Origin of the sequence: Planococcus sp. 11815, assembly GCF_051096385.1 — a bacterium.
GTDB classification, from domain to species: domain Bacteria; phylum Bacillota; class Bacilli; order Bacillales_A; family Planococcaceae; genus Planococcus; species Planococcus citreus.
In genome coordinates, this window is sequence record NZ_CP096991.1 from 3,203,353 (window position 1) to 3,226,356 (window position 23,004).

The following is a 23,004-nucleotide window of genomic DNA, read 5'->3' on the forward strand; positions in this document are numbered from 1 at the left end:
TGCCGCTTCCCTTCTCATCATCGATTGTCCTTTTGCTGCATTTGCCATTCAGGGGCCAGCAGCGAAAAGATTAGTGCATCATGCGACTCCCCACGCTGGTACAAATAGCCGCGGAGCCGGCCTTCTTCCGTAAAGCCCATTTTCTTCAACAGCCGGTTCGACCCGGTATTGGCCGGATAAGTTGTGGCGCCTACACGGTAAAGCCCCAGTTCATCGAATGCATAGGTCAGTACGGCCGAGAGCGCTTCTTCCATCAGCCCTTGGCGCCAATAATCCGGATGCAATTCATAGCCGACTTCGGTCTTTTTCGAGCGCAGCTGAAGCTGGTTCAAGCCAATTGTCCCGATTAGTTCTTCCTCGCCGCGCAAGCGGATGCCCCAGCGCATGCCGCGCATGAACTCAAACACGACGCGAAAAGCACGGATCATCTCAAGCGCTTCTTCTTTTTCCAAAAGCCGATCCATGCCGTAATAATAAGTTACGTCTTCACGCTGCAAGAGCGCGAAAAAGCGGTCAGTGTCTTGCTCCGTAATTTCCGTCAGCAATAACCGCTCCGTCTCAAGTATGGGAAATTGCATGCCATCGCTCCTTTTGCACCCGGTAAACGAGTACGTATTGTCCGTTGCGCAAAACCGGTGCTCCGCATTCCATGCCAAGTGCTTCCGCTACTTTTTGCGAGGCTTGGTTGTCCGGTTGAATGAGTGAAATGAGTGCGCTTTGCCCATGCTTCGTGAATCCCCGCTCGCAAAGCAGTCTGGCCGCTTCACGGGCATAGCCAAAGCCCCAGAATTCCGGTGCGAGCCAGTAGCCGACTTCAAGTTCCGTCTGCCCATTTACTGATTGCGGCACCAGGCCGGCATGGCCGATCCGCTTGCCGTCTTCTTTCCGCACCAGCAAAAACAAGCCATGTTCGGGGTGCTCCCTGTACATGCGGTAGATCCAGTATAGGAATTCCAAAGCCTGCTGGCGGCTCTTCACCTTGCCGTCTCCGATATGCCGCATGACTTCCGGCTGCTTCAATAAAGAATACAGAAATTCAAAATCCTCATCCCGGTAACGGCGCAGCAGCAAGCGCCCACTCTCCAATCCCATGTCCACTTGCCCCTTTCGCCGTTTCACGTGAAACATTTTTCAGAAATCTTCCATTAACGAAGCCTATTGCTGCCAAGCTTTTCGATGGTTTGGTAATCTTTGGACTTCCGGAGCTCCAGATCGTTACGTTTGGCAAATTGCGATAAATCCTCAAATAATCCGTCGCCGAATAAAGCGAAGCGCAAATCGAATCCCTTTTCCACACGGACCACCGCCACTTTCGAAGCCCAATTGCTGCGCTTGAATTCAATGCGGCGCATTTCCTCTGTGTATACCGTTTTATAATAAAGCGGCAGGCCCCACAATTCGACACGATAAATAATATTGCTGTCCCGGACCTTAACGCGCGCTTTGATGAACAAAGCCAGTACAATCAATGCAGAAACGAATAATTGAAAATACAGTGCAAATCCATCCGGAAACGAACTAAGGAGCAGCGGCGGCAAATTGACAGCCAATAACATGATGACGAGCAGCCAGCGCTGCACTTTTCCTTGATGGACCATTCCGCTCTCCTCCTTATTTCATTCTATCGATTACCTGCTTTTATTTAATTCATAAAATCGGTCAACAAACGAATATCATCCAATATGAATTCGGAAAAATCCGGGAAAAATGCAACCATGCATGTGACGACAATGACTGTACCGGTGACAAATTGCAGAAAGCTGTATTTATAATCATTCGGATTGTCGGAATGGGTTCTTTCCATATAAACAGTGTAAGCCCCCTGCACCCCATTGACGGCAAGCAGCGCAGCTAAAGGAAGAAACGAACGGGTTTCTTGGAAGACAAAGAGTGCACCGATGGAAATCGCTGCCCCGCTCCAGCGGAAATAAGCATCCACTTTTTCATGGCGATCATTGACGAAATTCGACGAACTGGAAAAAAGTTTCTTGCGTTCGACCCTTAAAATCTTGCGCAGGATCCAATTCACGCTCATGATTGCCAGGACCGTGACCGCAATAAAACCGATCAGCGGCCATACCCAATCGTATTGCGCTTCGTAATAACCCATTCCGTCTGTTTCACCGACTCCACCCATTTTATCCCCCTCAACTTTCCGCTTCATGCCGAAATACGTTTATGCTACTAGTCTTATCGTATCACGAGCTTTTGGGAAATTATAGAATATTTTTAAGTTTTCTGATAACCAGCGATTTGTTTCTCTTTTTTTCGCCTTTTGCGCTTCGTTCTCCTGCCGAGTTCGCTTCTTTGACAAAACAAAGGGCATAGGCTATCGTAATTAAGTCAAATCCGACTAAGTTTATATGGTTTTTAAAAATAAATGAAAAATAAAGGAGGCGCTTATGAAAGCTCTTTGGAAATCTTATACAAATGTATCGCTTATCTTAAAAATCACTGTGGCGCTCATCCTCGGCGTTATCGTCGGCTTGATCTTCGGGCCGGACACAGCCGTCTTGGCACCGCTTGGGGATCTGCTCTTGCGGCTCTTGACCTTCCTGATTGTGCCACTCATCTTCTTCACCTTGATCGTCGGAATCAACCAATCGAAAATCGGCGACCTAGGCCGAATGGGCGGAAAAGTCTTTCTGTTCTATACATTGAGTTCGGCATTCGCCATCGTGGTCGGCTTAACGGTCGCAAGTATTTTCCAGCCGGGTTCGGGCATGCAGCTCGACGGCTCGGAAACCTTTGATGTTCCGGACAACCCCGGCTTTACAAGTGTTCTGTTGAACATTGTACCGTCCAATATCATCTCGGCATTCAGTGAAATGAACTTGCTCGGGATCATTTTTACGGCGTTCGCGTTCGGCATCGCCATCTCCTATATGAGAAGCTCTGCGGAATTCGGCGAACTTGGCAACCATCTGATGAAAACGATCAACGCGTTGAACGAAGCGACTTTGATCGTCTTGAAAGCGATCCTTCAATACGTGCCGATCGGCATTTTCGCCATCATGGCGCAGACAGTCGGTTCGCAAGGATTGGATACACTGGGATCGCTGCTCGGCATGGTCGCCGTTCTTTACATCGCCATCGCGGTGCAGATTGCGCTCTATACGATCGCCATGCTGGTGTTCAAAGTCAATCCACTGCATTTCTTCAAACACGCGCGGACACCGATGCTAACGGCGTTCGTCACGCAAAGCAGCTCCGGCACCTTGCCATTGACGCTTGATGCGGCGCGCGGGCTCGGCATCCCGAAAAGTTTGTACGGCTTTAGCCTGCCGCTCGGCGCGACAATCAATATGGATGGTGCGGCCATCCGCATCGCCGTTTCAGCCATATTTGCTGCCAACATCATCGGTGACCCGCTCAGCTTGTCTGAAATGTTCATGGTCGTCTTGATCGGCACGCTCGCAACCATCGGAACCGCCGGCATTCCAGGCGCTGGCATCGTCATGATCGCCACTGTCTTCGTCCAGCTTGGATTGCCGATGGAAGCCGTCGCGCTCCTGACAGCAATCGATGCACTTGTCGGCATGGGCGCCACAATGCTCAATGTGACAGGCGATTTGGCTGGCTCGAAATTGATCGACCAAAGCGAGAAAAGACGCGGCACGGCCAAGGCTTAACACGACTCGCTGCGGACAAAACATGGAGCTCTGTGATACAGTGGGAGTATCTCGTATCCCATTGAAAAAGGAGACATGCAGTTATGTATATCGTAACCAACCGCATTAAAATGAAACCGGGATTTGCTGAAAAAATGGCACCCAACTTCACCCGTCCAGGCGCATTGCAGGAAATGGAAGGCTTCCATAAAGTCGAAGTGACCGTCACGCAGGACCTGGAAGAATACGATGAACTGAACGTCAATATGTACTGGGAAACACTCGACAATTACGAAGCATGGAAATCCAGCGATGTTTTCAAGCAAGCCCATAAACGTCCTGAACCAGCAGAAGGCGAAGAGAAAAATGAGTCGCCGATGCTCGGCAGCCAACTCGTCATCACAAAAATTGCTTCGGTCATCGAAGCAGCTAAATAATGGAAACAGGCAGCTTTTGCTGCCTGTTTCTTTTTGCCTTCTTTCCCCTTTTATGCAGGACTTTTGATATACTTAAAGTGTTCGTGAAAATTACCTATTCTGGAAGGGATACATATGAAATCATTATCGCTGAGAAATTACTGGGGCCTGATATTCGCGGTCTTCATCCTGCTTTTTGCTGCTGTACTCAGCGTCCTCGTCTCCGAAGTGAGCACGAAGCGGCTGGAAGAAGAACGGGGCAATGCCTTATCGAGTGCAGCGTTCCAGATGAAAGACCGACTGGATCAATACATGTGGGGACGCTATAGCGAAATCAAGACCTTCGGGGAAATCGAAGAACTTGCGCTGACTACGTCCATTGAAGAAAAGCGTGCCACGCTTGAAATGCTGCAAGACCAAGTGCCGGCTTTTTCCTGGATTGGCATCACCGATTCGGCCGGCGTCGTGACTGCTTCCACTAACGAATTGCTGGAAGGAATGGACTTGTCCGATAGACCCGTTTATTCCGAAGCACGCCAAGCGGATTACGTCGGCGATGTCCACGAAGCGCTGCTTTTGGCAGACTTATTGCCGAATCCCGGCGGCCATGAGCTCGAATTTGTCGATATCAGCGTCCCTTTCTTTTACTCGGATGGTTCATTCGGCGGCGTAGTAGCCGCCCATTTGAGCTGGGATTGGGCACAAGAAGTGATGCAATTCGTGTTGCGACCGCTCAACCGCAGCGAAAATGAACTGGAGGTTTTCGTCTTAAGCCCAGGGGACAATCGCGTCATTCTCGGTCCTGAACAATTTCTCGGCAAGCCGCTTCCGATCGATTCCTACACCCTGTCACAAGGAAAACGAGCCGGTTGGGTACTGGAACAATGGCCAGATGGCAATTCGTATTTAACTGGCTTCACCGGCGGCCGAACCAATTGGGAGTATCCGGGGCTTGAATGGACTGTGCTGGTCCGCCAACCCGAAGAAACGGCCTTCGCCGCCGCCCGCGACTTGAGCCGCATCATCATGTTGAGCGGTTTGGCAAGCGCTGTTCTTTTTGCCTTAGCCGGCTGGTTAGTAGCCGGGCGCATCAGCCGCCCGCTCAATGAAATCTCCAACAAAGCGAAAGCCTTCCGCAAAGGCAGCCAATTGGTTCTGCCAAAAAATACGGGAGTCCGTGAAATTGAAGACTTATCCAACTCGCTTGAGAGCCTGGTCATGACACTTGGCACGACGGAATCCGATTTGGTGCGCATGCAGGATTTGGCACAACGTGACCCACTGACAGGCTTGCCGAACCGCATCGCGCTTGAAGAGGCCGCGGATCGCATGATGAAGCAGGCACGCACCACGGATGGAAAATTGGCTTTTTTCTATTTGGATCTGGACGGCTTCAAAAAAGCGAATGATAGTTTGGGGCATTTAGCGGGTGACCATGTACTGCAGAAAGTGGCTGAACGGCTGACGGCGGAACTGCCTGAAGAAGCGTTCATTTCCCGGATCGGCGGAGATGAATTTGTCTTGTTGTTCCCATGTGGAGGATTAGGCGAGTCGTCGACGAGAAAGTTGGCGCAGCGGCTGATCGACCGGTTGAGCAAACCGATTACCGTGGAGGCTGGGCGTGTGCAACTGGGATGCAGCATCGGGATTGCCATTTACCCTGATAACGCAGAAAACCTCTATACTTTGCTGTCGTATGCAGATGCCGCGCTTTACGTGTCCAAGGAAAACGGCAAAAGCCAGACGACGTTTTACAGGGATATTGCCTCGGAATGAACAAGCCGAAATGCCTTTTCGCTTCACCAATACCCATAAGGATCTAAAAGCGCTGCCTCTCGAGGCGGCGCTTTTTCAAGTGCCGCATATTGGACGGCACGCCCGGGGTCTGCTACGGTTAATAATGGCAAAAGCCGAAGATGTATTATATATAGCGCTGCTATTGTGCTTTCGAAGGAGTCTTTCAGTTGAGCAACAACAAACCTAAATTATGGACGCGGGACTTTATCGGCGTTTCCGTCGTCCATTTCCTGCTACTGCTCGTTTTTTATTTATTGATCGTCACGATCGCTTTATATGCCGTCGAAGAATACGGTGCTTCAACCAGTGAAGCCGGTCTTGTCACCGGGATTTTCATCCTGGGAGCACTGGCGGGACGCTTGGTCATCGGCCGGACACTCGATATGATCGGGCGCAAACGGGCGTTGGTGCTCGGTTCCGCTTTATTTGTCGGTATGACGGCACTGTATTTCCTGCCGCTCGGCTTGCCTTTCTTGATGCTCAACCGCTTTTTGCACGGGGTGACGCTCGGAGTCGCAAGTACCGCAGCGGGCACGATCGCCGCTCAAGTCATTCCTCATACGCGTAAAGGCGAAGGCATCGGCTATTTCAGCATGAGTGCTACGCTGGGTGCAGCTTTCGGGCCATTTATCGGCTTATTAATGAGCCAATGGACTGGCTATAATGTGATTTTTGCTGCCTGTGTCGCGATTGCTGTGTCTGCTCTGGCGCTCAGTACTTTTGTGAAAGTCCCGCCGCTGGAGAAACCGTCTGGCGGAGAAGCGAAATCCGGCTTCCAGCTTTCCAATTATTTAGAAGCGAATGCTGTACCGATTGCCATCGTCATGTTTTTGATCGCGCTCAGTTATTCGAGCGTTTTGTCCTTCATCAATTTTTACGCCAATGACAAAGGGCTAGTGGAAGCAGCGAGCTTCTTCTTCCTAGTGTATGCTGTCGTCATCCTGCTGACGCGGCCTTTTACGGGACGCATCATGGATTTGTACGGCGCCAATTACATTATGTATCCTGCGCTCGTATCGCTTGCAGCGGGACTATTGCTGCTCAGTGTCGCCGATTCAGGCTTAGGGCTGTTGTTTGCGGGTGCTTTGATCGGGCTCGGGTTCGGGAATATGCAATCGACGACGCAAGCGGTCGCCATCAAGCTGACGCCTCCCCACCGCATGGGGCTTGCGACATCGACTTTTTTTGTCGCGATGGACGGCGGGCTCGGCATGGGGCCGTATATCCTCGGCTTTATCATCCCGTTCACCGGCTACAGCGCGCTTTATGGATTGCTTGGAATCGCGGTATTCGCGTTAATCGTGCCGTATTACTTCCTCCACGGAAAAAAAGAACGCCAGCTCTCCGCTTCCGCTCGTTGAACGGCTGCACAATAAAAGAACGGCCGACAGATGACTGTCGGCCGTTCTTTATTTGCATTTATTCTTCCTCTTCTGCTGCGTCCGCTTCCGCTTTTGTTTCGTGCACTGTGCTGTGCGGATGTTCTGGCGGTGCATAGATGGAATAGATCTTCAGCGGCTTATCGCCTGTATTGGTGACGTTGTGCCATTTGCCTGCGGGGATGAGGATGGCGTAATCGTCTTCAGCTTTTTCTTCAAAGCTTAAATTGTCTTCGCTGTCGCCCATCTGCACGAGGCCTTCCCCTTCTTCGATGCGAAGGAATTGGTCGCCGTGTTCGTGGACTTCAAGCCCGATGTCATCGCCTGCTGCGATGCTCATCAATGTAACCTGCAAGTTTTTCCCTGTCCAAAGAGCGGTCCGGAACGTTTCGTTTTGTTTTGTCGCATCTTCTATATTGACGACAAATGATTCAGCACCATAATCTTTTAATTCCATGTGTGGTTCCTCCTCCGATTTGTTGTTCTGTCCTGCTCTTCTCTACCCTGCGAGCATCGGACATAAACAAACCGTTCAGCGCAAGGCTTGTTTTTTGAGCGCCTGGTTGCGGGAGTTGAACACATCATTATGGGAAGACACCATGGCGATATTGGCAGCGTCCGGTTCGATGAACTTCTTCGCTTTATTGACGGCATTGGCGGCGTCGGTGAACGTGCCGGCAATCAAATTGAGCTTGCCGTCATGCTGGAGAATGTCGCCTGCCGCAAACACTCCCGGTACGGAAGTTTCGCTTGCCGGCGTGCCTTGTAAATAGAAGTCGTCTTTTGTTTCCAGATCGAGCGGGCTATTTTCGAGTAAGCTCGCATCACGCTCATAGCCGTGGTTGATGACGAGCTGGTCGACCGGCAGCATGCGCCGTTCCCCCGTCACTTGGTTCATCACTTCCACGAGTTCCACGCGGTCGCCTGCATCCGATGCCACGAGCCGCGTGATGGCGGAATCCAGTAAGCACTCGGCGCGGCTTTCGAGCAATTGGCGCACTTGCGCTTCGTGTCCGGCCATTTCCGATTTGCGGTGGACGACATAGACTTTTTCGGCGATCGGCTCAAGCTCGTTTGCCCAATCGACTGCCGAATTTCCCCCTCCTGAAATGAGCACCGTGCTGCCACGGAAACGCTCGAGTGTTTTGACGGTATAATTAAGGTTCGCCACTTCAAAGCGCTCGGCTCCTTCGATTTGCAGCTTCTGCGGTTTCAGGATGCCTCCACCGACTGCGACGATGACCGATTTCGAATAATGGACTTCACCTGAAGCGCCCACCAGCACAAACAAACCGTCTTCGTTCTTATTCATGCTTTCCACTTTCTCATCCAAGCATACCGTCGGATCGAACGTCAGCCCTTGTTCAACCAATTGGGTGATCAGCTGTTCACAGCGGATTGGCGTCTGCCCCCCGACGTCCCAGATCATTTTTTCCGGATAGACATGGAGCTTGCCGCCAAGGCGCGGCTGGAACTCGATAATTTTCGTTTTCATGCCCCGAAGCCCGCTGTAAAAAGCTGAATACAAGCCGGCGGGACCTCCCCCGATGATGGTTACGTCAAAGATGTCGTGATTGGCCATTTTTTCCATCCCCGTTCTATAGTAAATTCCGATTGACAACGATTCTCAATAACTTTATAGTATACATTGTAATGAAAGTGAGAATCATTATCAACACATATCCTATTTTTATTTTTTTTGCTCCAAAATTACGGTTTAACGAAAAGGAGGGCTGTCGATGGGACGCCTTTTTACAGAAAACCTGGAAGTCAGCTATGGCGAAAGGAAAATCGTCAAAGGCTTGTCCCTGTCGATTCCAGATAAAAAGATTACGGCAATCATCGGGCCGAACGGCTGTGGGAAATCGACCTTCTTGAAAGCGATGACACGCGTCATTCCCCACGAATCGGGTTCGGTCATTCTCGACGGCCAGCAAATTGCTGAAGAAAAGACGAAGCAATTGGCGAAAAAGCTTGCCATCTTGCCACAATCGCCGGAAAACGCGGCTGGCCTGACCGTCGGCGAAATTGTCTCTTACGGCCGCTTCCCTTATCAAAAAGGTTTCGGCAAGCTCAGCACACGGGATTATGAAATGATCGACTGGGCACTCAATGTGACCGGCACGCAATTTTTCAAATACCACCCGGTTGATGCTTTATCCGGCGGCCAGCGCCAACGCGTCTGGATTGCCATGGCGCTCGCGCAGGAGACCGAAATGATTTTCCTCGATGAACCGACGACTTACCTCGATATGGCGCATCAACTGGAAATCTTGGAGCTTCTCCGCGAACTTAATGCCGAAGAAGAACGCACCATTGTCATGGTGCTGCACGATTTGAACCACGCCGCCCGCTTCGCCGACCATATTGTCGCGATGAAAGACGGCCAGATCATCAAGGCCGGATCGCCTGAAGAAGTCATTGTTCCGGACGTGCTCCGCGAAGTTTTCCGCATCGATGCGGAAATCGGCCTTGACCCACGAACACAAAAACCGATTTGCTTAACTTATAATTTAATCAAAGGAGCTTAACCAGATTATGAAAAAATTACTTTTCTTGTCCATCGCTTTACTCGTTATGCTGGCACTTGCCGCTTGTGGATCTACAGAAGAAACGACAGAGGAAACGGGCGGTTCGGAAGGCGAAGCAAGCGGATCCGAAACCATCCAATATGAATCAGAAAATGGCACAGTGGAAGTTCCGGCTGACCCGCAGCGCGTGGTAGCATTGGCTTATGGCGGAAACGTCATGTCACTTGATGTGCCGCTTGTCGGCATTGACGCTTGGGCAATCGACAACCCGAACTACGAACCATACTTGGACGGCGTAGAACAAGTGTCGGAAGAGAACCTGGAGAAAATCATCGAATTGGATCCGGATTTGATTATTGGTTACTCGACTCTTCAAAACGTCGATAAACTGGAACAAATTGCCCCGACTGTCACTTTTACTTACGGCAAAGTCGACTATTTGACACAACACCTGGAAATCGGGAAACTATTGAATAAAGAAGACGAAGCACAAGCATTCGTTGACGACTTTAAAGAACGCGCACAAGCTGCGGGTGAAGAGATCAAAGCGGAAATCGGCGAAGATGCAACGGTCTCTGTCATCGAGAACTTTGATAAGCAATTGTACGTATACGGCGACAATTGGGGCCGCGGCACCGAGATCCTCTATCAGGAAATGGGCTTGAACATGCCGGAAAAAGTGGAAGAAATGGCTCTTACTGATGGGTACTACGCCTTGTCTCAAGAAGTCCTCCCTGAATATATGGGCGATTACGTAATCTTCAGCAAAGACTCCGAACAAGATAATTCCTTCCAGGAAACGGACCTTTACCAAAACACGCCAGCTGTAAAGAACGACCAAGTATTTGAAGCGGATGCGAAAAAATTGTACTTCAACGATCCGATTTCACTCGATTACCAGCTTGAGTTGTTCCAGGAAAAATTCCTTGGCCAATAAACACAAAAGGGATTCTGCCAAGCGGAATCCCTTTATCCTTTCTATAGAAAAGATGATGATGCATGCGTTATAACGCCCGTTTTTCATACATATTTGGAATCAGCCTGCTGGCACTTGTGCTGGCTTTTGTTGTGTCGATGGTCTTTGGCGCTGCTGATGTCAGCCTGAAGAATCTGTGGCTGGCGCTGTTTTCCGACAGCACCGGACAGCAAATATCGGTCATCCAGGAAATTCGTCTGCCGCGTGAAGTAGCCGCAATTTTCGTCGGCGCGGCACTCGCCGTGTCGGGCGCGATCATGCAAGGCATGACCCGCAACCCGCTGGCAGACCCTGGTTTGCTCGGTTTGACTGCCGGGGCCAATGCGGCACTGGCCGCGACCTTGGCATTTATTCCCGGAGCCAATTACTTCGGCATCATGATCGCCTGCTTTATCGGGGCAGCCATCGGGGCCGGGCTCGTCTTTGGGATCGGGGCTTCGCGGCGCGGCGGCTTTTCGCCATTTCGCATCGTCCTGGCCGGTGCGGCGGTATCGGCGTTTTTGACCGCCATTGCAGAAGCGATCGGCTTGCTGTTTAAAATCTCCAAAGATGTCTCCATGTGGACCGCCGGCGGCTTGATCGGCACATCTTGGGGACAATTGCAGATTATCATTCCCTTTATCACCATCGCCTTGTTTGTCGCTTTATTGTTATCCCGCCAACTGGCGGTGTTGAGCTTAAGTGAGGAAGCGGCGATCGGGCTTGGCCAAAAGACCGGCCAGATCAAAGCGATGCTGTTTGTCGTGGTCACTTTGCTTGCTGGCGCTGCAGTAGCTTTGGCCGGCAACTTGGCGTTCATTGGCTTGATGATTCCGCATATCGTCCGCGTGATCGTCGGCAGCGATTACCGCTTCATCATTCCGATGTCCGCTGTCACGGGCGCCATCTTTATGCTGCTCGCCGATTTGTTCGGACGCACCGTCAACGCGCCATTTGAAACCCCGGTCGCAGCGGTGGTCGCCATGCTCGGCTTGCCGTTCTTCCTGCTCATCGTCCGTAAAGGTGGAGGTGCGTTCACATGATCCAACAACATTTGATCCGCAAGCAGCGCATCACTTTGATCGTGCTCACCGTTATTCTTTTGATCACCGCTGTCTTGAGTTTGGGACTCGGCTATTCGACGCTTGGTTTCGGCCGGATTGTGCCTGTGCTGATGGGACAAGGCGATTTTAAAGAAGAGTTTGTGCTGTATTCCATCCGCATGCCGAGGATGCTCATTACGTTTCTAGCGGGGATGGCACTCGCCTTATCCGGGGCAGTGCTGCAGAGCATTACGCGCAATGATTTGGCCGACCCGGGCATTATCGGCATCAATTCCGGTGCCGGTGTCGCCATCGCCATTTTCTTTTTGTTCATCCCTGTAGATCCGGGCTCTTTTGCTTTCTTGATGCCGTTCGTCGCGTTTTTAGGCGCGTTTATCACGGCGATCCTGATTTACTTGTTCTCCCGCGATCCGCGTACAGGCCTTCAACCGGTCCGTCTCGTCCTGGTAGGGATCGGGTTTTCCATGGCGTTATCCGGCGTTATGATGGTGCTCATTTCATCAGCAGAGCGGGAAAAAGTGGATTTCATAGCCCAATGGCTCGCAGGTTCCATTTGGGGCACCGACTGGCCGTTTATCCTGGCGCTTTTGCCTTGGCTTATCGTGTTGATTCCGTTTGTTTTGTATAAAGCAAATCGGCTGAACATTCTCGGACTTGGCGAATCGGCCGCAATCGGTCTCGGGCTCAATATCGGCAAAGAACGCGCCGTCCTTTTGCTTGCGGCCGTCGCGCTCGCTGCCGCTGCGGTTTCTGTCACCGGCAGCATTGCCTTTATCGGCTTGATGGCCCCTCACCTCGCGAAAGCGCTTGTCGGGCCGCGCCATCAATTGTTCCTGCCCGTCGCCATTTTGCTCGGCGGCTGGCTGTTGCTTGCAGCTGATACGATCGGCCGCAACTTGCTTGAACCGTCGGGCATTCCGGCTGGCGTCATGGCCGCATTGATCGGCGCACCATATTTCGTTTATTTACTAATGAAGAAATAAAAAAACGGCTCATGCCCCCTTTTCGGGACGTGAGCCGTTTTGTTGTTGTTATACCGGTTCTTGCTGCGCGTCCATTTCCATACGCGCTTCGCGGTCTTTAAGTTTCTGCATTTCCTCATCGGTCATGAATTCGACTTTCCAGCCGAGGAACGCCATGAGGATGGCGATGATCGGCACCGAGTAATTCAACACCGCGTACGGCGCATAGGCGAAGGGATGGACGGCGAGCGTCGCCAGGATGAACACGCCGCATGTGTTCCACGGAACGAATGGCGAGGTGATCGTCCCACCGTCTTCCAGTGCACGCGACAAGTTTTTCGAATGCAAGCCCTGGTCTTGATAAGCCCTCGCATACATCCGCCCAGGCAATAGAATCGAAATATACTGTTCAGATGCCGTGACGTTCGTCAAGAACGCGGAAGCCACAGTCGCAGCGATCAGGCTACCGGCTGTTTTCGCCAGCATCAAGATCTTAGTGACGATCGATTTCAACATGCCCGTATGTTCCAACACGCCACCGAACGTCATGGCGAAAATCGTCAAGGAAATAACGAACATCATCGAATCAATGCCGCCTCTATTGAACAAGGAATCGACGACTTCGTTGCCGGACGTGATGACATAGCCATCATGCAGCGCATTGACCGCTTCTGCGACCGAACCGCCTTGCACCAAGATGTGGCACAGCCAGCCAAGCACGATACCGATGCCGAGCGCCGGCAATGCCGGCACTTTCTTCATCACCAATACGATGACCGCCAAAGGCACGAGCAAGAGCCACGGCGAGATGACGAAATTTTCTTCAAGCGACGCCAGGATCGTGTTGATATTGCCGCTGTCGACCGCGTTTCCGGCAAACTGGCGGCCCAGGAAAAAGTAAGCGCCGAGGGCAATGATCATGCCCGGGATGGTCGTGTAGATCATGTGGCGGATGTGGACGAATAAATTGGTGTTCGTCACCCCTGCCGCCAAGTTGGTCGTGTCCGACAGCGGTGACATCTTATCGCCGAAATAAGAACCCGAGATGACCGCTCCAGCGACCATCGCCGCCGGAATTCCCATACTCGCGCCGATGCCCATGCCGGCGATGCCGACAGTGCCCATCGTCGACCAGGAACTGCCGATCGCCCCGGCAACCAGTGCACAGATCAAACAGATCGTAACAAGGAATAATGACGGCGTAATGATTTTCAAGCCATAGTAAATCATCGTCGCGACAATCCCCCCGCCGATCCATGAAGCGATGATCATCCCGACCATGATGATGATGACCAAAGCCGGAAGCGCGAGGCGGATTCCTTTGTATGCCCCTTCTTCGATCATATGCCAGCGGTACCCCAACCGCCAAGCGATGATGACCGCGATTGTCGTGCCAAGAAGCAAGGGAATATGCGGGCTGCCTTCAAAAATGATGATGGTCACAGCCATGGCCGCCACCATGAAAATCAGCGGCAGTAAAGCCAGCCAAAAGGGCACTTCAATCTCTTGCTGTTTCGGGCGTTTCTTCTCCTCTTTCATGTTCTCTAACCCCTTTGTGAAAATGGAATAAATGCTTGTATTTATTTTGCCACTATACTGATTTCATTGCCATAAAAATTTTCAGATTACATAGATTTTTCGGAATTCGGAATAGTTCAATGCAGGATTCTCTCGGGCCCGCCCCGAAGTGTAACCATATTGCCTAAGCTTCCGGCATCCAGTTATGGAAAGGGGAAGATGACCGTGGGAAAATTGACTGTTTCGATGTATGTGACACTTGATGGCGTCATGGAAGAGCCGTCATGGACTGCTGCCTATTGGGACGATGAACTCGCCCAGTTTCAACTGGGCCAGCTTTACAATAACGATGCCTTGCTGCTCGGGCGCGTCACGTATGAGGGATTCGCTGCTACTTGGCCGACTGCTGAAGATGAACATGGCTTTGCGGACCGGATGAACGAAATTCCGAAGTATGTCGTATCACATACGCTGAAGCGCACCGAATGGAATGCACGCCTGATTAACCACGATTTCGCTTCGGAGATCAAACGGCTGAAGAAAACCGGTCAGCGCTTGCTCGTTTACGGCAGCGCCGAGCTCATCGATACCTTAATCGAACATGATTTGGTCGACGAATTGCATTTGATGACCTTTCCGCTGCTATTGGACGAAGGAAAAAAACTGTTCCGCGATGGCGTATCGCCGAAAGCATTTAAATTGCTTAAAAGCTTTTCGACAGACCAAGGTGTCCTGATCGCCAATTATGCGCCTGAACGATGATGAAGATGTTTTAAAAACAAATGAACATGACCGTCTCCCTTTTGGGGAAAGAAGAAATGAGGCCGCCTCGCACTTAAGGCCACCCCGGAAGGAGCTGCCGTCTTGCGATGACAGAAAATGAAATTACTTTAGCGTTGATCCAATCATTGAAAGACGGTCGGACGCAAGATTTCCAGCACATACTCGATGAGCTGCAGCCTTACGACATCGCGGTCCAATACCGCCATCTGCCCGAAAAGCACCGTGAACGCTTCCTGCTTCATCTGACTGTCCGCCAATTGACGGAGCTCATGCAGGAGCTTCACCGGAACGACCAGGTGCGTTTGCTTGAGCGAATGTCCGTCGACCAATCAACCAAAGTGCTCGACTTGATGGACAATGACGATCTCGTCTCCCTATTGTCCGATTTAGAGCCAACGATGATCGAAGAGCTCCTGTCGCGCATGAATCGCGAGGAATCTTCCTATATCCAAAAGACGATGAATTACCCGCCGGAAACAGCGGGACGCATCATGAACAACCGCTATGTCTGGATTCCGCGCCATTACACCATCCGTGAAGCAATCGATAAAATCCGCGATTTCGCGGAAATTGCCGAGTACTTGAACTATCTATACGTCGTCGATGAAGACAAGAAACTGCTTGGGGTTGTTTCCTATAAAGATTTGATCCTCGGTGAACTCGATGAACAAATCGACGATGTCATGTATACACGCGTCGTCAAAGTCGATGCCTTGACCGACCAGGAAGAAGTAGCTGCCATTATCAGCCGCTACGACTTTATCACGTTGCCTGTCGTCGATACGGAAAACCGGCTGCTCGGCATCATCACCGTCGATGACGTCATTGATGTCGTGTTGCAGGAAGCGAATGAAGACATCGAAAAGCTTTCTGCATCCGGCAAATCAATTGATTTTCAGACACCGCCTTTTGTTGCAGCATACCGCCGTTTGCCTTGGTTGATTTTGCTGTTGTTTATCGGGCTAATCTCCGGTGGCATCATCAGCCGCTTTGAAGACACCTTGCAGACAGTGGTCGCCTTGGCGTTCTTCATGCCCATGATTGCCGGCATGACCGGCAATACCGGCACCCAGTCGCTCGCAGTCGTTGTGCGCGGGCTGGTTGGCCAAAAGCCCGACAAAAAAGGTACGTTCAAACTCATCCTGCGCGAGTTATGGGTCGGCATCATCATCGGCGTCACCTGCGCCGTGCTAATTTTGCTCATCGCCTATATCTGGCAGGGCAGCCTGGTGCTCGGGCTCGTTGTCGGGAGTTCATTGCTGTTGACCTTGATCATCGGAACGCTCGCCGGCACGATCATCCCGCTCGTCCTGTATCGGTTGAAAATAGATCCGGCTGTCGCATCGGGGCCTCTGATTACGACCATTAACGATATTCTCTCATTGCTTATTTATTTCGGGCTTGCTTCGCTGTTCATCTCTCGTTTGATGTGAACAGCGTTTTTTTGAGCTCTTTTCTTTATTCCGAGTAATCAACTATGTATAATAAGGAGAAACTTTATGCAACAACATTCTCCTGCTTATGACGGCTTGTTTCAGAGCCGATCGGCCATAAAAAAACTCGGAGGGATTCACTATGACCATTCCAAAACCGCTCGTCCAGCTCAATCAAGCCTTTCTTGTCGCCACGGTATTAGCCGGGCTCATCGTTCATCCGTTAATCCTGCTCGTTCCTTTCGCCATCGGAGTCGTCACTCTGATCACCAAGAAAAACCCACTGATTGCATTCGGCCGCCGCTTTTTGCCGAATCCTCCTAATAGTTACTTGCAAGAAGACCGCGATCAGCAATTGTTCAACCAATGGATCGCCACCGTCTGCCTCGGGCTCGCCCTGTTGTTTTTCGCAGCGGGCTTGCCGATTATTGCCACCGTTTTCGGCGCTATGGTCATTGTCGCTGCTGGTGTCGCGCTCATGGGCTATTGCATCGGCTGCACCGTGCGCTATCAGTTGATGATGTGGAAACACCGCCGCGCAAAAACGGATTATTAAGGTATTTATAAATGAACAAAAAAAGCGAAGACCGCAGTCTCCGCTTTTTTTATTTTGTTTGGCCGTTGCCTTTAATGAGGTATTTCGTAGATGTCAGTGCCGGCAATCCCATCGGCCCGCGTGCGTGGAGCTTTTGCGTGCTGATGCCGATTTCGGCGCCAAAGCCGAATTCAAAGCCATCCGTAAAGCGCGTTGACGCGTTATGGTAGACCGCTGCTGCATCCACTTCCGTGAAGAATTGCTGGACGCTTTCCGCCTGTTCCGAAATGATTGCCTCGGAATGCTTCGTGCCGTACTGGTTGATATGCTTGACCACTTCATCCACGCTTCTTACCGTTTTCAGCGCGAGTTCGTAAGCCAAGTATTCCGTTCCCCAATCGGCTTCTTCCGCCGGGATGATGTCGCTGCCTGATTGCTGCGCCTTTTCATCGCCATGGATTTTCACGTCTTTTGCCTGAAGCGCTGAAATCAATTCCGGCAGATGCTGTTCAGCCCATTTCTCGTGGACGAGAATGGTTTCGCAGGAGTTGCAGACGGATGGGCGCTGGGTTTTCGCGTTCAACGCGATATCGATCGCCATGTCCTTGTCCGCCGTCTCGTCGATATAGACGTGGCAATTGCCTGCACCCGTTTCAAGCACCGGCACTGTCGAATTCTGGACGACCGTCTTGATCAAGTTGGCGCCGCCACGCGGAATCAAGACATCCAAATAGTCGTTCAGCTTGAACATGGCAGATGCCGCTTCACGGCTCGTGTCTTCCAACAATTGCACAGAATCGACCGGCAATTCGCTTTGTTCAAGTGCACGATGTATGACAGCCACAATGGCCGTGTTCGAATAGATCGCTGTCGAACTGCCGCGCAGGACGACGGCATTGCCGGTTTTCAGGCAAAGGCTCGACGCATCCACCGTGACATTCGGGCGGGCTTCGTAAATCATGCCCACCACGCCAAGCGGCACGCGTACTTTCGTCATATCGAGGCCGTTCGGCTGCTGCCAATGCTCGAGCACTTCACCGACCGGATCAGTGAGTTTGGTCAATTGGATCAGCGCATCCGCCATATCCGCAAGGCGCTCTTCATCGAGCTTAAGGCGGTCGACGAGCGATTCGCTCATGCCGTTTGCGCGCCCCGCTTCAATGTCTTTCAGGTTTTCTTTTAAAATGAAAGCTTTTTCAGCCATTAACTGCTGAGAGATGAGTTCTAATGCTTTATTTTTCAGGGTGGTGTCGGCTTTTGCGAGTTCCCCCGCTGCCGCTTTCGCTTTTTTCGCTTTCTGTACCAGTTCTGTCTCCAAAGCTTCTTCCTTTTGAAGAACTTCTGTCATCCAATCTTCTCCTTTCGAATTTCCGTGCCTTACGCTAATTCTTTAACGGGTTTTGCAATATACGTCCCGTCGCCGTTTCCATTCATGATCTCAACCAATTTTTCACTGCCTTCTCCTGTGCCGATGAACACATCGACGCCGAAGTTATGGGCTGTTTTCGCGGCTTCCACTTTCGTCTTCATGCCGCCTGTCCCGACATCTGATCCTGCACCCGATGCAGCTTCCATTAGCTCATCTGGAATATCCTTCAGATGGGTATATCTTTCAGCGGATGGGTTGGTCTTCGGATTATCTGCATAAATGCCGTTGATGTCCGTCAGAATGATCAATTGATCAGCACGGACAAGCCCGCTGACAAGGGCCGATAGCATATCGTTATCGCCAAAGGTCAATTCCTCGACCGCCACCGAATCGTTTTCGTTGATGACCGGCATCATGCCGCGCTCCAACAATTTCGAAATGGTATCGTCCGCTTTTTGGTACAAGTCCTTCGTCAACAATAATTGCGCAGAGACGATATCGAAATTCTTGAATTCCGTCGCATACGCCTGCGCGAGCAAGCTTTGTCCGACGGCTGCCGCCGATTGTTTGTCGACAACTGTATCCGGACGCGATAAATACCCCATGCTTGTGCATCCGGCTGCAACTGCGCCAGATGAGATTAAGATGACGTCATGGCCTTCTTCTTTCAAGCGGGCCAACGCACCGACATGTTCACGCAACTTCGTGATGGACAATTTACCGTGGCTGTCCGTCAATGAGCTGCTTCCTATTTTCACTACTATTCTTTTCTTCTCCATTGTTACAGTCACCACCCGATTTTGATTATTTAATGAGCTCTCCCATTACGATCAAAAGCGGAAGAACCCGGTCTCCGTAAAACGCTTTACAATGGCTGACTTACGTTGTCTGATAATAAGAATTATTATGCAATCAAATGCATTTTAAGTCAACTATTAATTTCAAAAATACTTGTAAAACGGTTCTCGAAACAATAAAACTTGCATATTTATGAATATTTATTCAAAATGCATGTTTCATTATAAACCATTTCCAGTTCCGGAGATGGCGGCTGCGCATTCTTCGCCGGCCGTGAATTCCGACCGGCAGCTGATCGCCTGCAACACGCCATTCATAAGTGGCAAGTGTAACATAACCAGAGGGTATTTCAAGTTCAGGGAGGGGATTTCGCCTTATGAAAGGGCTTTCATTATGGATATAAAGTAGGTAAAAAGACATATTTAAAGATCAACAAAAGCCCGCACCATAAGGGATGCAGGCAAAATGCGTACAAGTGTTGCTATTTCATTCTAAAGTACCACATTCAATGAGGCGCTGTTTTCGACAGCTCACGGCGTTTGGCCGCTCGCCGATAGCCTTGGATGATATCGCTCAACGCACCCACAATCATAATGATTAGGATGCCGCCAAAAATCCACGTCAGCGCATTGGTTCCGCCAAATGTAGCGGTGAGGAACTGGCGGAATTCGGTATTGAGCAATTCAGAATTGATGAAGATCAAGATAAACACGAGCACGGAAACCGTTTGGACCGCGGCATTGAATGTAGCCAGCCGGTAATTCCAATAGCCGGCGCGCCATTGCCAAATGGCAAGCGACAACTCCAGGACGATGACGAGTGCAATGAATGGCCAATACGACAACAGCACGTCCTGGTTGAATACTGCCATTTGAAAGCGCAAGCCTTCCCCATCGTCAGTGTAAATGCCGAGTACTTTATCGGCATTGAAATAGACCATCGTCCAGATGACCATCCAAATTAAACTGCCGAAGATCTGACTTTTTGCCACTTTCGCTTCCACCGGCTCGAGCAGCGCCTCCTGCCCTTTCCACTCTTTCAAGTCATCCGGCGTCCACTCGCCCATCGTCAGCCCGAGCGGCGTCTCCACGCCCGATTTATCCGCCCAGTCCATCACGGCAACGACGAGTGTGATCCAGAACAAAGTCTGCATGATGGTATTGAAGATCGCGCTGATGATGTTGCCGATCAACGAGCCGAGCACCGTGATTAGCGTCTCGTCCTGGCCGATCCCTGAAACGATGCCGACGATGGTCACGACAATGAGCGTGATGAGAACTGCCAACGGAATGACCAGCCTTAGCAAGCGGACATATAAATCGAAATAGCGCGGGCCGATCAAGTAACGCCTTCCTTTTCCGTAATGCTCCGCCATGAGTGCTGGATGGCCGAATTCCTGGAGGACAGCCCGCTCTTCGCTTTCGCTACTGTCTGCCGTGAGCCGTTCCGAAAGTTTGCTTCTCAGGTCTTTTTCCGCGTCCTGGCGTTTTTCTTGCGGCAGCCGTTCCAGCACTGCCCGAATATACCGTTCACTTAGCTTCATAACCCCATCTCCTTTTGAGGCGGCCTATTATTAGCTCTATCATGAAGGATTTTTCTGGAAAATTCAATATAATAATCGGATTATTCTAATATTAAAATCCACTTAGGTTCCCTCTTTCTACGACAAAACCCGGCTGTCTGGTCAACAGCCGGGTTTTGTTTCTTCTATTGAAAAAGATGCTTCATCAATCGAGCTTGATCGTGATGGTTTGTGCGGGTGCGAGCAGCTCTCCATCCGCAGCGAATAGCTTGCTGGTGGTCAACTTAATTTCTTGTGCCCCATCTTCCACGATGAAGCCAACATTTCCTGATTTTACTTCTCCGGGTTTCAGCCCTTCATTCAACGATTCCAAATACACGTCATCTTCCCAAGTCTTCACTTCGCCGCTTTCTGTCTCGATCAATGCGACTGGCGCAAAATTCACTTCTTCGCTCGCAGCATTGTTGATTTCAACAAAGAACTTTGCCAGCTCGAATTCCTGGTCATGCGTGTAGGAATGGTAAAAATCGATCAAGCTATAATCCGGCGTGTATTGCAGCAGCTTCGTTTCATGGATGGTCAGCTCGATATCGCCGATCTGCACCTTCTGAGGCTCCATATTGGCTGCCAATAGCTCCAAGCCGCCTTTTGCATCACGCGCTTTCTGGCCAGGTTCCTGCAAGCGGCGGTCGTCGCTCACTTGTGGGCTAAGGACATAGTGTTCCGTGTACGCGGGTGCTTCCGCTAAAGACGCCGCAGTCGCCGTCCCCTGTGCTGTCTCATTCTGGCAGCCCCATAACATTGCCAATGGGACGATCAGCCATGCTAATCTCGCTTTCATCCAATCCGCTCCCTGCTATCGTTTATTGTTTGTCGTCGATCGTTACGTCCGCGCCCATCAAGTCGAAGATGATGCCGGCATGATCCGTATTGTCCAGTTGCCCTGCAAATTTCTGGCTCGCTGGCCCGTAAGCATAAACCGGCACGTCTTCTCCGGTATGGCCGCCAGTTGTCCAGCCTGTGTGCGAACGTTTATCGAAAATGCGCTCGATGGCGTTATCGATGTCCAAATATTCACCTTCGTCGGCTGCTTTTTTGACAGAAGCGATTTCTTCTTCAGTCAAGTCCAAGTCGATATAGCGTTCCAAGGTTTCCTCTACGCCGGCACCTTCCGTAATCTCAGAAGCCATGAAATCCGGTGTGCGCTGTGCAGCAAGGATCGGCTCGGCGAACCAATTGTATATGCCGTCTGCACCGATCGAGAAGCCGCCTGTCGAGTGGTCGGCTGTCGCTACGACCAATGTATTTTCATCTTGCTTGGCGAATTCGATTGCCGCCTGGAATGCACGGTCGTAATCCTCCATCTCGCTCATCGCTGCGACGATATCGTTGTCATGTCCTGCCCAGTCAACCTGGCTGCCTTCGATCATCAGGAAGAATCCGTCCTCGTCCTGCTTCAAGCGATCGATCGCAGAACGCGTCATGTCTTCAAGAGACGGCACGCTGTCTTCGCGGTCGATCATTTTCGGCAAGCCGCCTTCTGCGAACAGGCCGAGCACTTGACCGTCGTCATTGGCGCGCAGCTCTTCTTTCGATGTTACATAGCCATAGCCGGACTCCTGGAATTCCTCCGTCAAATCGCGATCTGTGCGGTCGAATAGTTTGGTGCCTCCACCGAGCAAGACGTCGATTTTATGTTCGCCGTCGATGCGCTCATCGAAATAATCATCAGCGATGGCGTTCATATTACGGCGGCTGATATCGTGCGCGCCGAATGATGCTGGTGTCGCGTGGGTGATTTCAGAGCTAGCCACAAGCCCGGTCGCTTTACCTTTTTCTTTCGCCGCTTCAAGTACGGTTTTCACTTCCGATTCATCGTTGTCGACCGCGATGGCATTGTTATAGGTTTTGATGCCTGCTGCCATGGCAGTGGCGGCCGACGCTGAATCGGTGACATTTTGTTGCGCATCTTCCGGATAGGTCATTTGCTGTCCAACCAAATAGGAATCGAACGACATTTCATCCGCGAAACGCGCAGATGGATCGTCCTGCAAATAACGGTAAGCGGATGTATAGGACGTGCCGACGCCATCACCGATCAGGAAAATGACGTTTTTCGGTGCATCCTTGTCTTTGCCCTTCTCTTTCCCTTTCCCTTTTCCAGGATTTTTGTGTTCTTTATGTACTTCGGCTTTGCCATTCCCGTGCGCTTCAGCTGGCGCGGACGGGGTAAAGCTCGTCACGGCGACTGCTGCCACCACTGCGGCTGGAACAATTTTTTTCATTGATTTTCGGATCATCTGGCATTCCTCCTCGTGTTTGTTGACCATC

23 protein-coding genes are annotated in these 23,004 nt (G+C 51.0%); 11 read left to right on the forward strand and 12 right to left on the reverse strand.

Annotated features, from left to right (window positions below; all coding sequences use genetic code 11):
* Positions 1–17: 17 nt before the first annotated feature.
* The 4 genes from M1Q06_RS16110 to M1Q06_RS16125 are packed head-to-tail and all read right to left on the reverse strand — an operon-like array spanning position 18 to position 2,137.
* On the reverse strand, positions 18–578 hold the full coding sequence (locus M1Q06_RS16110; protein ID WP_434400708.1) for a GNAT family N-acetyltransferase: 561 nt from the start codon (positions 576–578) through the stop codon (positions 18–20).
* Positions 559–1,092 (reverse strand): GNAT family N-acetyltransferase, encoded by a 534-nt coding sequence (locus tag M1Q06_RS16115; RefSeq protein ID WP_434400710.1) that lies wholly within the window; start codon positions 1,090–1,092, stop codon positions 559–561. The genes M1Q06_RS16110 and M1Q06_RS16115 overlap by 20 nt, the downstream gene beginning before the upstream one ends.
* A gap of 53 nt (positions 1,093–1,145) precedes the next feature.
* Positions 1,146–1,598, reverse strand: coding sequence for a hypothetical protein (locus M1Q06_RS16120; RefSeq protein WP_434400712.1), 453 nt, complete (start codon positions 1,596–1,598; stop codon positions 1,146–1,148).
* A gap of 44 nt (positions 1,599–1,642) precedes the next feature.
* Complete coding sequence (locus M1Q06_RS16125) at positions 1,643–2,137, reverse strand: DUF4181 domain-containing protein (RefSeq protein WP_158290791.1); 495 nt, start codon at positions 2,135–2,137, stop codon at positions 1,643–1,645.
* A gap of 265 nt (positions 2,138–2,402) precedes the next feature.
* Between M1Q06_RS16125 and M1Q06_RS16130 the strand changes: the two genes are divergently transcribed.
* The 4 genes from M1Q06_RS16130 (at position 2,403) to M1Q06_RS16145 (ending at position 7,185) form a co-directional block, all read left to right on the forward strand.
* Positions 2,403–3,632 (forward strand): dicarboxylate/amino acid:cation symporter, encoded by a 1,230-nt coding sequence (locus M1Q06_RS16130; protein WP_101192004.1) that lies wholly within the window; start codon positions 2,403–2,405, stop codon positions 3,630–3,632.
* A gap of 83 nt (positions 3,633–3,715) precedes the next feature.
* Entirely contained in the window at positions 3,716–4,048 is a 333-nt protein-coding gene (locus M1Q06_RS16135) for a heme oxygenase (RefSeq protein WP_404335501.1), read from the forward strand.
* A gap of 114 nt (positions 4,049–4,162) precedes the next feature.
* Entirely contained in the window at positions 4,163–5,803 is a 1,641-nt protein-coding gene (locus M1Q06_RS16140; protein WP_121299229.1) for a diguanylate cyclase domain-containing protein, read from the forward strand.
* Between the two features lie 188 nt (positions 5,804–5,991).
* Positions 5,992–7,185, forward strand: a complete 1,194-nt coding sequence (locus M1Q06_RS16145; protein ID WP_434400716.1) for an MFS transporter — start codon at positions 5,992–5,994, stop codon at positions 7,183–7,185.
* Positions 7,186–7,243: 58 nt separating this feature from the next.
* Here the strand turns inward: M1Q06_RS16145 and M1Q06_RS16150 are convergent, their stop codons facing one another.
* Positions 7,244–7,660 (reverse strand): cupin domain-containing protein, encoded by a 417-nt coding sequence (locus tag M1Q06_RS16150; protein WP_434400717.1) that lies wholly within the window; start codon positions 7,658–7,660, stop codon positions 7,244–7,246.
* A gap of 75 nt (positions 7,661–7,735) precedes the next feature.
* Positions 7,736–8,785 (reverse strand): NAD(P)/FAD-dependent oxidoreductase, encoded by a 1,050-nt coding sequence (locus M1Q06_RS16155; protein ID WP_434400719.1) that lies wholly within the window; start codon positions 8,783–8,785, stop codon positions 7,736–7,738.
* A gap of 157 nt (positions 8,786–8,942) precedes the next feature.
* Here M1Q06_RS16155 and M1Q06_RS16160 point away from each other — a divergent pair, with 157 nt between their 5' ends.
* The 4 genes from M1Q06_RS16160 (at position 8,943) to M1Q06_RS16175 (ending at position 12,736) form a co-directional block, all read left to right on the forward strand.
* Entirely contained in the window at positions 8,943–9,734 is a 792-nt protein-coding gene (locus M1Q06_RS16160; protein ID WP_121299236.1) for an ABC transporter ATP-binding protein, read from the forward strand.
* A gap of 7 nt (positions 9,735–9,741) precedes the next feature.
* Complete coding sequence (locus M1Q06_RS16165) at positions 9,742–10,671, forward strand: iron-hydroxamate ABC transporter substrate-binding protein (protein WP_434400721.1); 930 nt, start codon at positions 9,742–9,744, stop codon at positions 10,669–10,671.
* Positions 10,672–10,733: 62 nt separating this feature from the next.
* A complete protein-coding gene (locus M1Q06_RS16170) occupies positions 10,734–11,732 on the forward strand; it encodes a FecCD family ABC transporter permease (RefSeq protein ID WP_083509202.1) in 999 nt (332 codons plus the stop codon).
* Positions 11,729–12,736 carry a FecCD family ABC transporter permease gene (locus M1Q06_RS16175; RefSeq protein ID WP_434400723.1) on the forward strand — a complete coding sequence of 336 codons (1,008 nt, stop codon included), beginning with the start codon at positions 11,729–11,731 and terminating at the stop codon, positions 12,734–12,736. The genes M1Q06_RS16170 and M1Q06_RS16175 overlap by 4 nt, the downstream gene beginning before the upstream one ends.
* Positions 12,737–12,784: 48 nt before the next feature.
* Here M1Q06_RS16175 and nhaC read toward each other — a convergent pair whose 3' ends face one another.
* Positions 12,785–14,254, reverse strand: coding sequence for a Na+/H+ antiporter NhaC (gene nhaC, locus M1Q06_RS16180; RefSeq protein ID WP_121299244.1), 1,470 nt, complete (start codon positions 14,252–14,254; stop codon positions 12,785–12,787).
* Positions 14,255–14,458: 204 nt separating this feature from the next.
* Here nhaC and M1Q06_RS16185 point away from each other — a divergent pair, with 204 nt between their 5' ends.
* The 3 genes from M1Q06_RS16185 (at position 14,459) to M1Q06_RS16195 (ending at position 17,005) form a co-directional block, all read left to right on the forward strand.
* Positions 14,459–14,995: a dihydrofolate reductase family protein gene (locus M1Q06_RS16185; RefSeq protein ID WP_434400726.1), complete on the forward strand. Its 537-nt coding sequence runs from the start codon at positions 14,459–14,461 to the stop codon at positions 14,993–14,995.
* A 107-nt stretch (positions 14,996–15,102) separates the two neighbouring features.
* Positions 15,103–16,449 carry a magnesium transporter gene (gene mgtE / locus M1Q06_RS16190; RefSeq protein ID WP_434400728.1) on the forward strand — a complete coding sequence of 449 codons (1,347 nt, stop codon included), beginning with the start codon at positions 15,103–15,105 and terminating at the stop codon, positions 16,447–16,449.
* 142 nt (positions 16,450–16,591) lie between these two features.
* Positions 16,592–17,005, forward strand: coding sequence for a DUF4395 domain-containing protein (locus tag M1Q06_RS16195; protein ID WP_434400730.1), 414 nt, complete (start codon positions 16,592–16,594; stop codon positions 17,003–17,005).
* A 49-nt stretch (positions 17,006–17,054) separates the two neighbouring features.
* Here M1Q06_RS16195 and M1Q06_RS16200 read toward each other — a convergent pair whose 3' ends face one another.
* From M1Q06_RS16200 to M1Q06_RS16220, 5 genes are all read right to left on the reverse strand, one after another.
* On the reverse strand, positions 17,055–18,332 hold the full coding sequence (locus M1Q06_RS16200) for a glutamate-5-semialdehyde dehydrogenase (RefSeq protein ID WP_434400732.1): 1,278 nt from the start codon (positions 18,330–18,332) through the stop codon (positions 17,055–17,057).
* A gap of 29 nt (positions 18,333–18,361) precedes the next feature.
* Positions 18,362–19,132, reverse strand: coding sequence for a glutamate 5-kinase (gene proB / locus M1Q06_RS16205; protein WP_434400734.1), 771 nt, complete (start codon positions 19,130–19,132; stop codon positions 18,362–18,364).
* Between the two features lie 524 nt (positions 19,133–19,656).
* Complete coding sequence (locus tag M1Q06_RS16210) at positions 19,657–20,694, reverse strand: hypothetical protein (RefSeq protein WP_434400736.1); 1,038 nt, start codon at positions 20,692–20,694, stop codon at positions 19,657–19,659.
* 184 nt (positions 20,695–20,878) lie between these two features.
* Positions 20,879–21,514, reverse strand: coding sequence for a DUF4352 domain-containing protein (locus M1Q06_RS16215; RefSeq protein ID WP_058382364.1), 636 nt, complete (start codon positions 21,512–21,514; stop codon positions 20,879–20,881).
* A 22-nt stretch (positions 21,515–21,536) separates the two neighbouring features.
* Positions 21,537–22,973, reverse strand: a complete 1,437-nt coding sequence (locus tag M1Q06_RS16220) for an alkaline phosphatase (RefSeq protein ID WP_434400738.1) — start codon at positions 22,971–22,973, stop codon at positions 21,537–21,539.
* Positions 22,974–23,004: the final 31 nt, after the last annotated feature.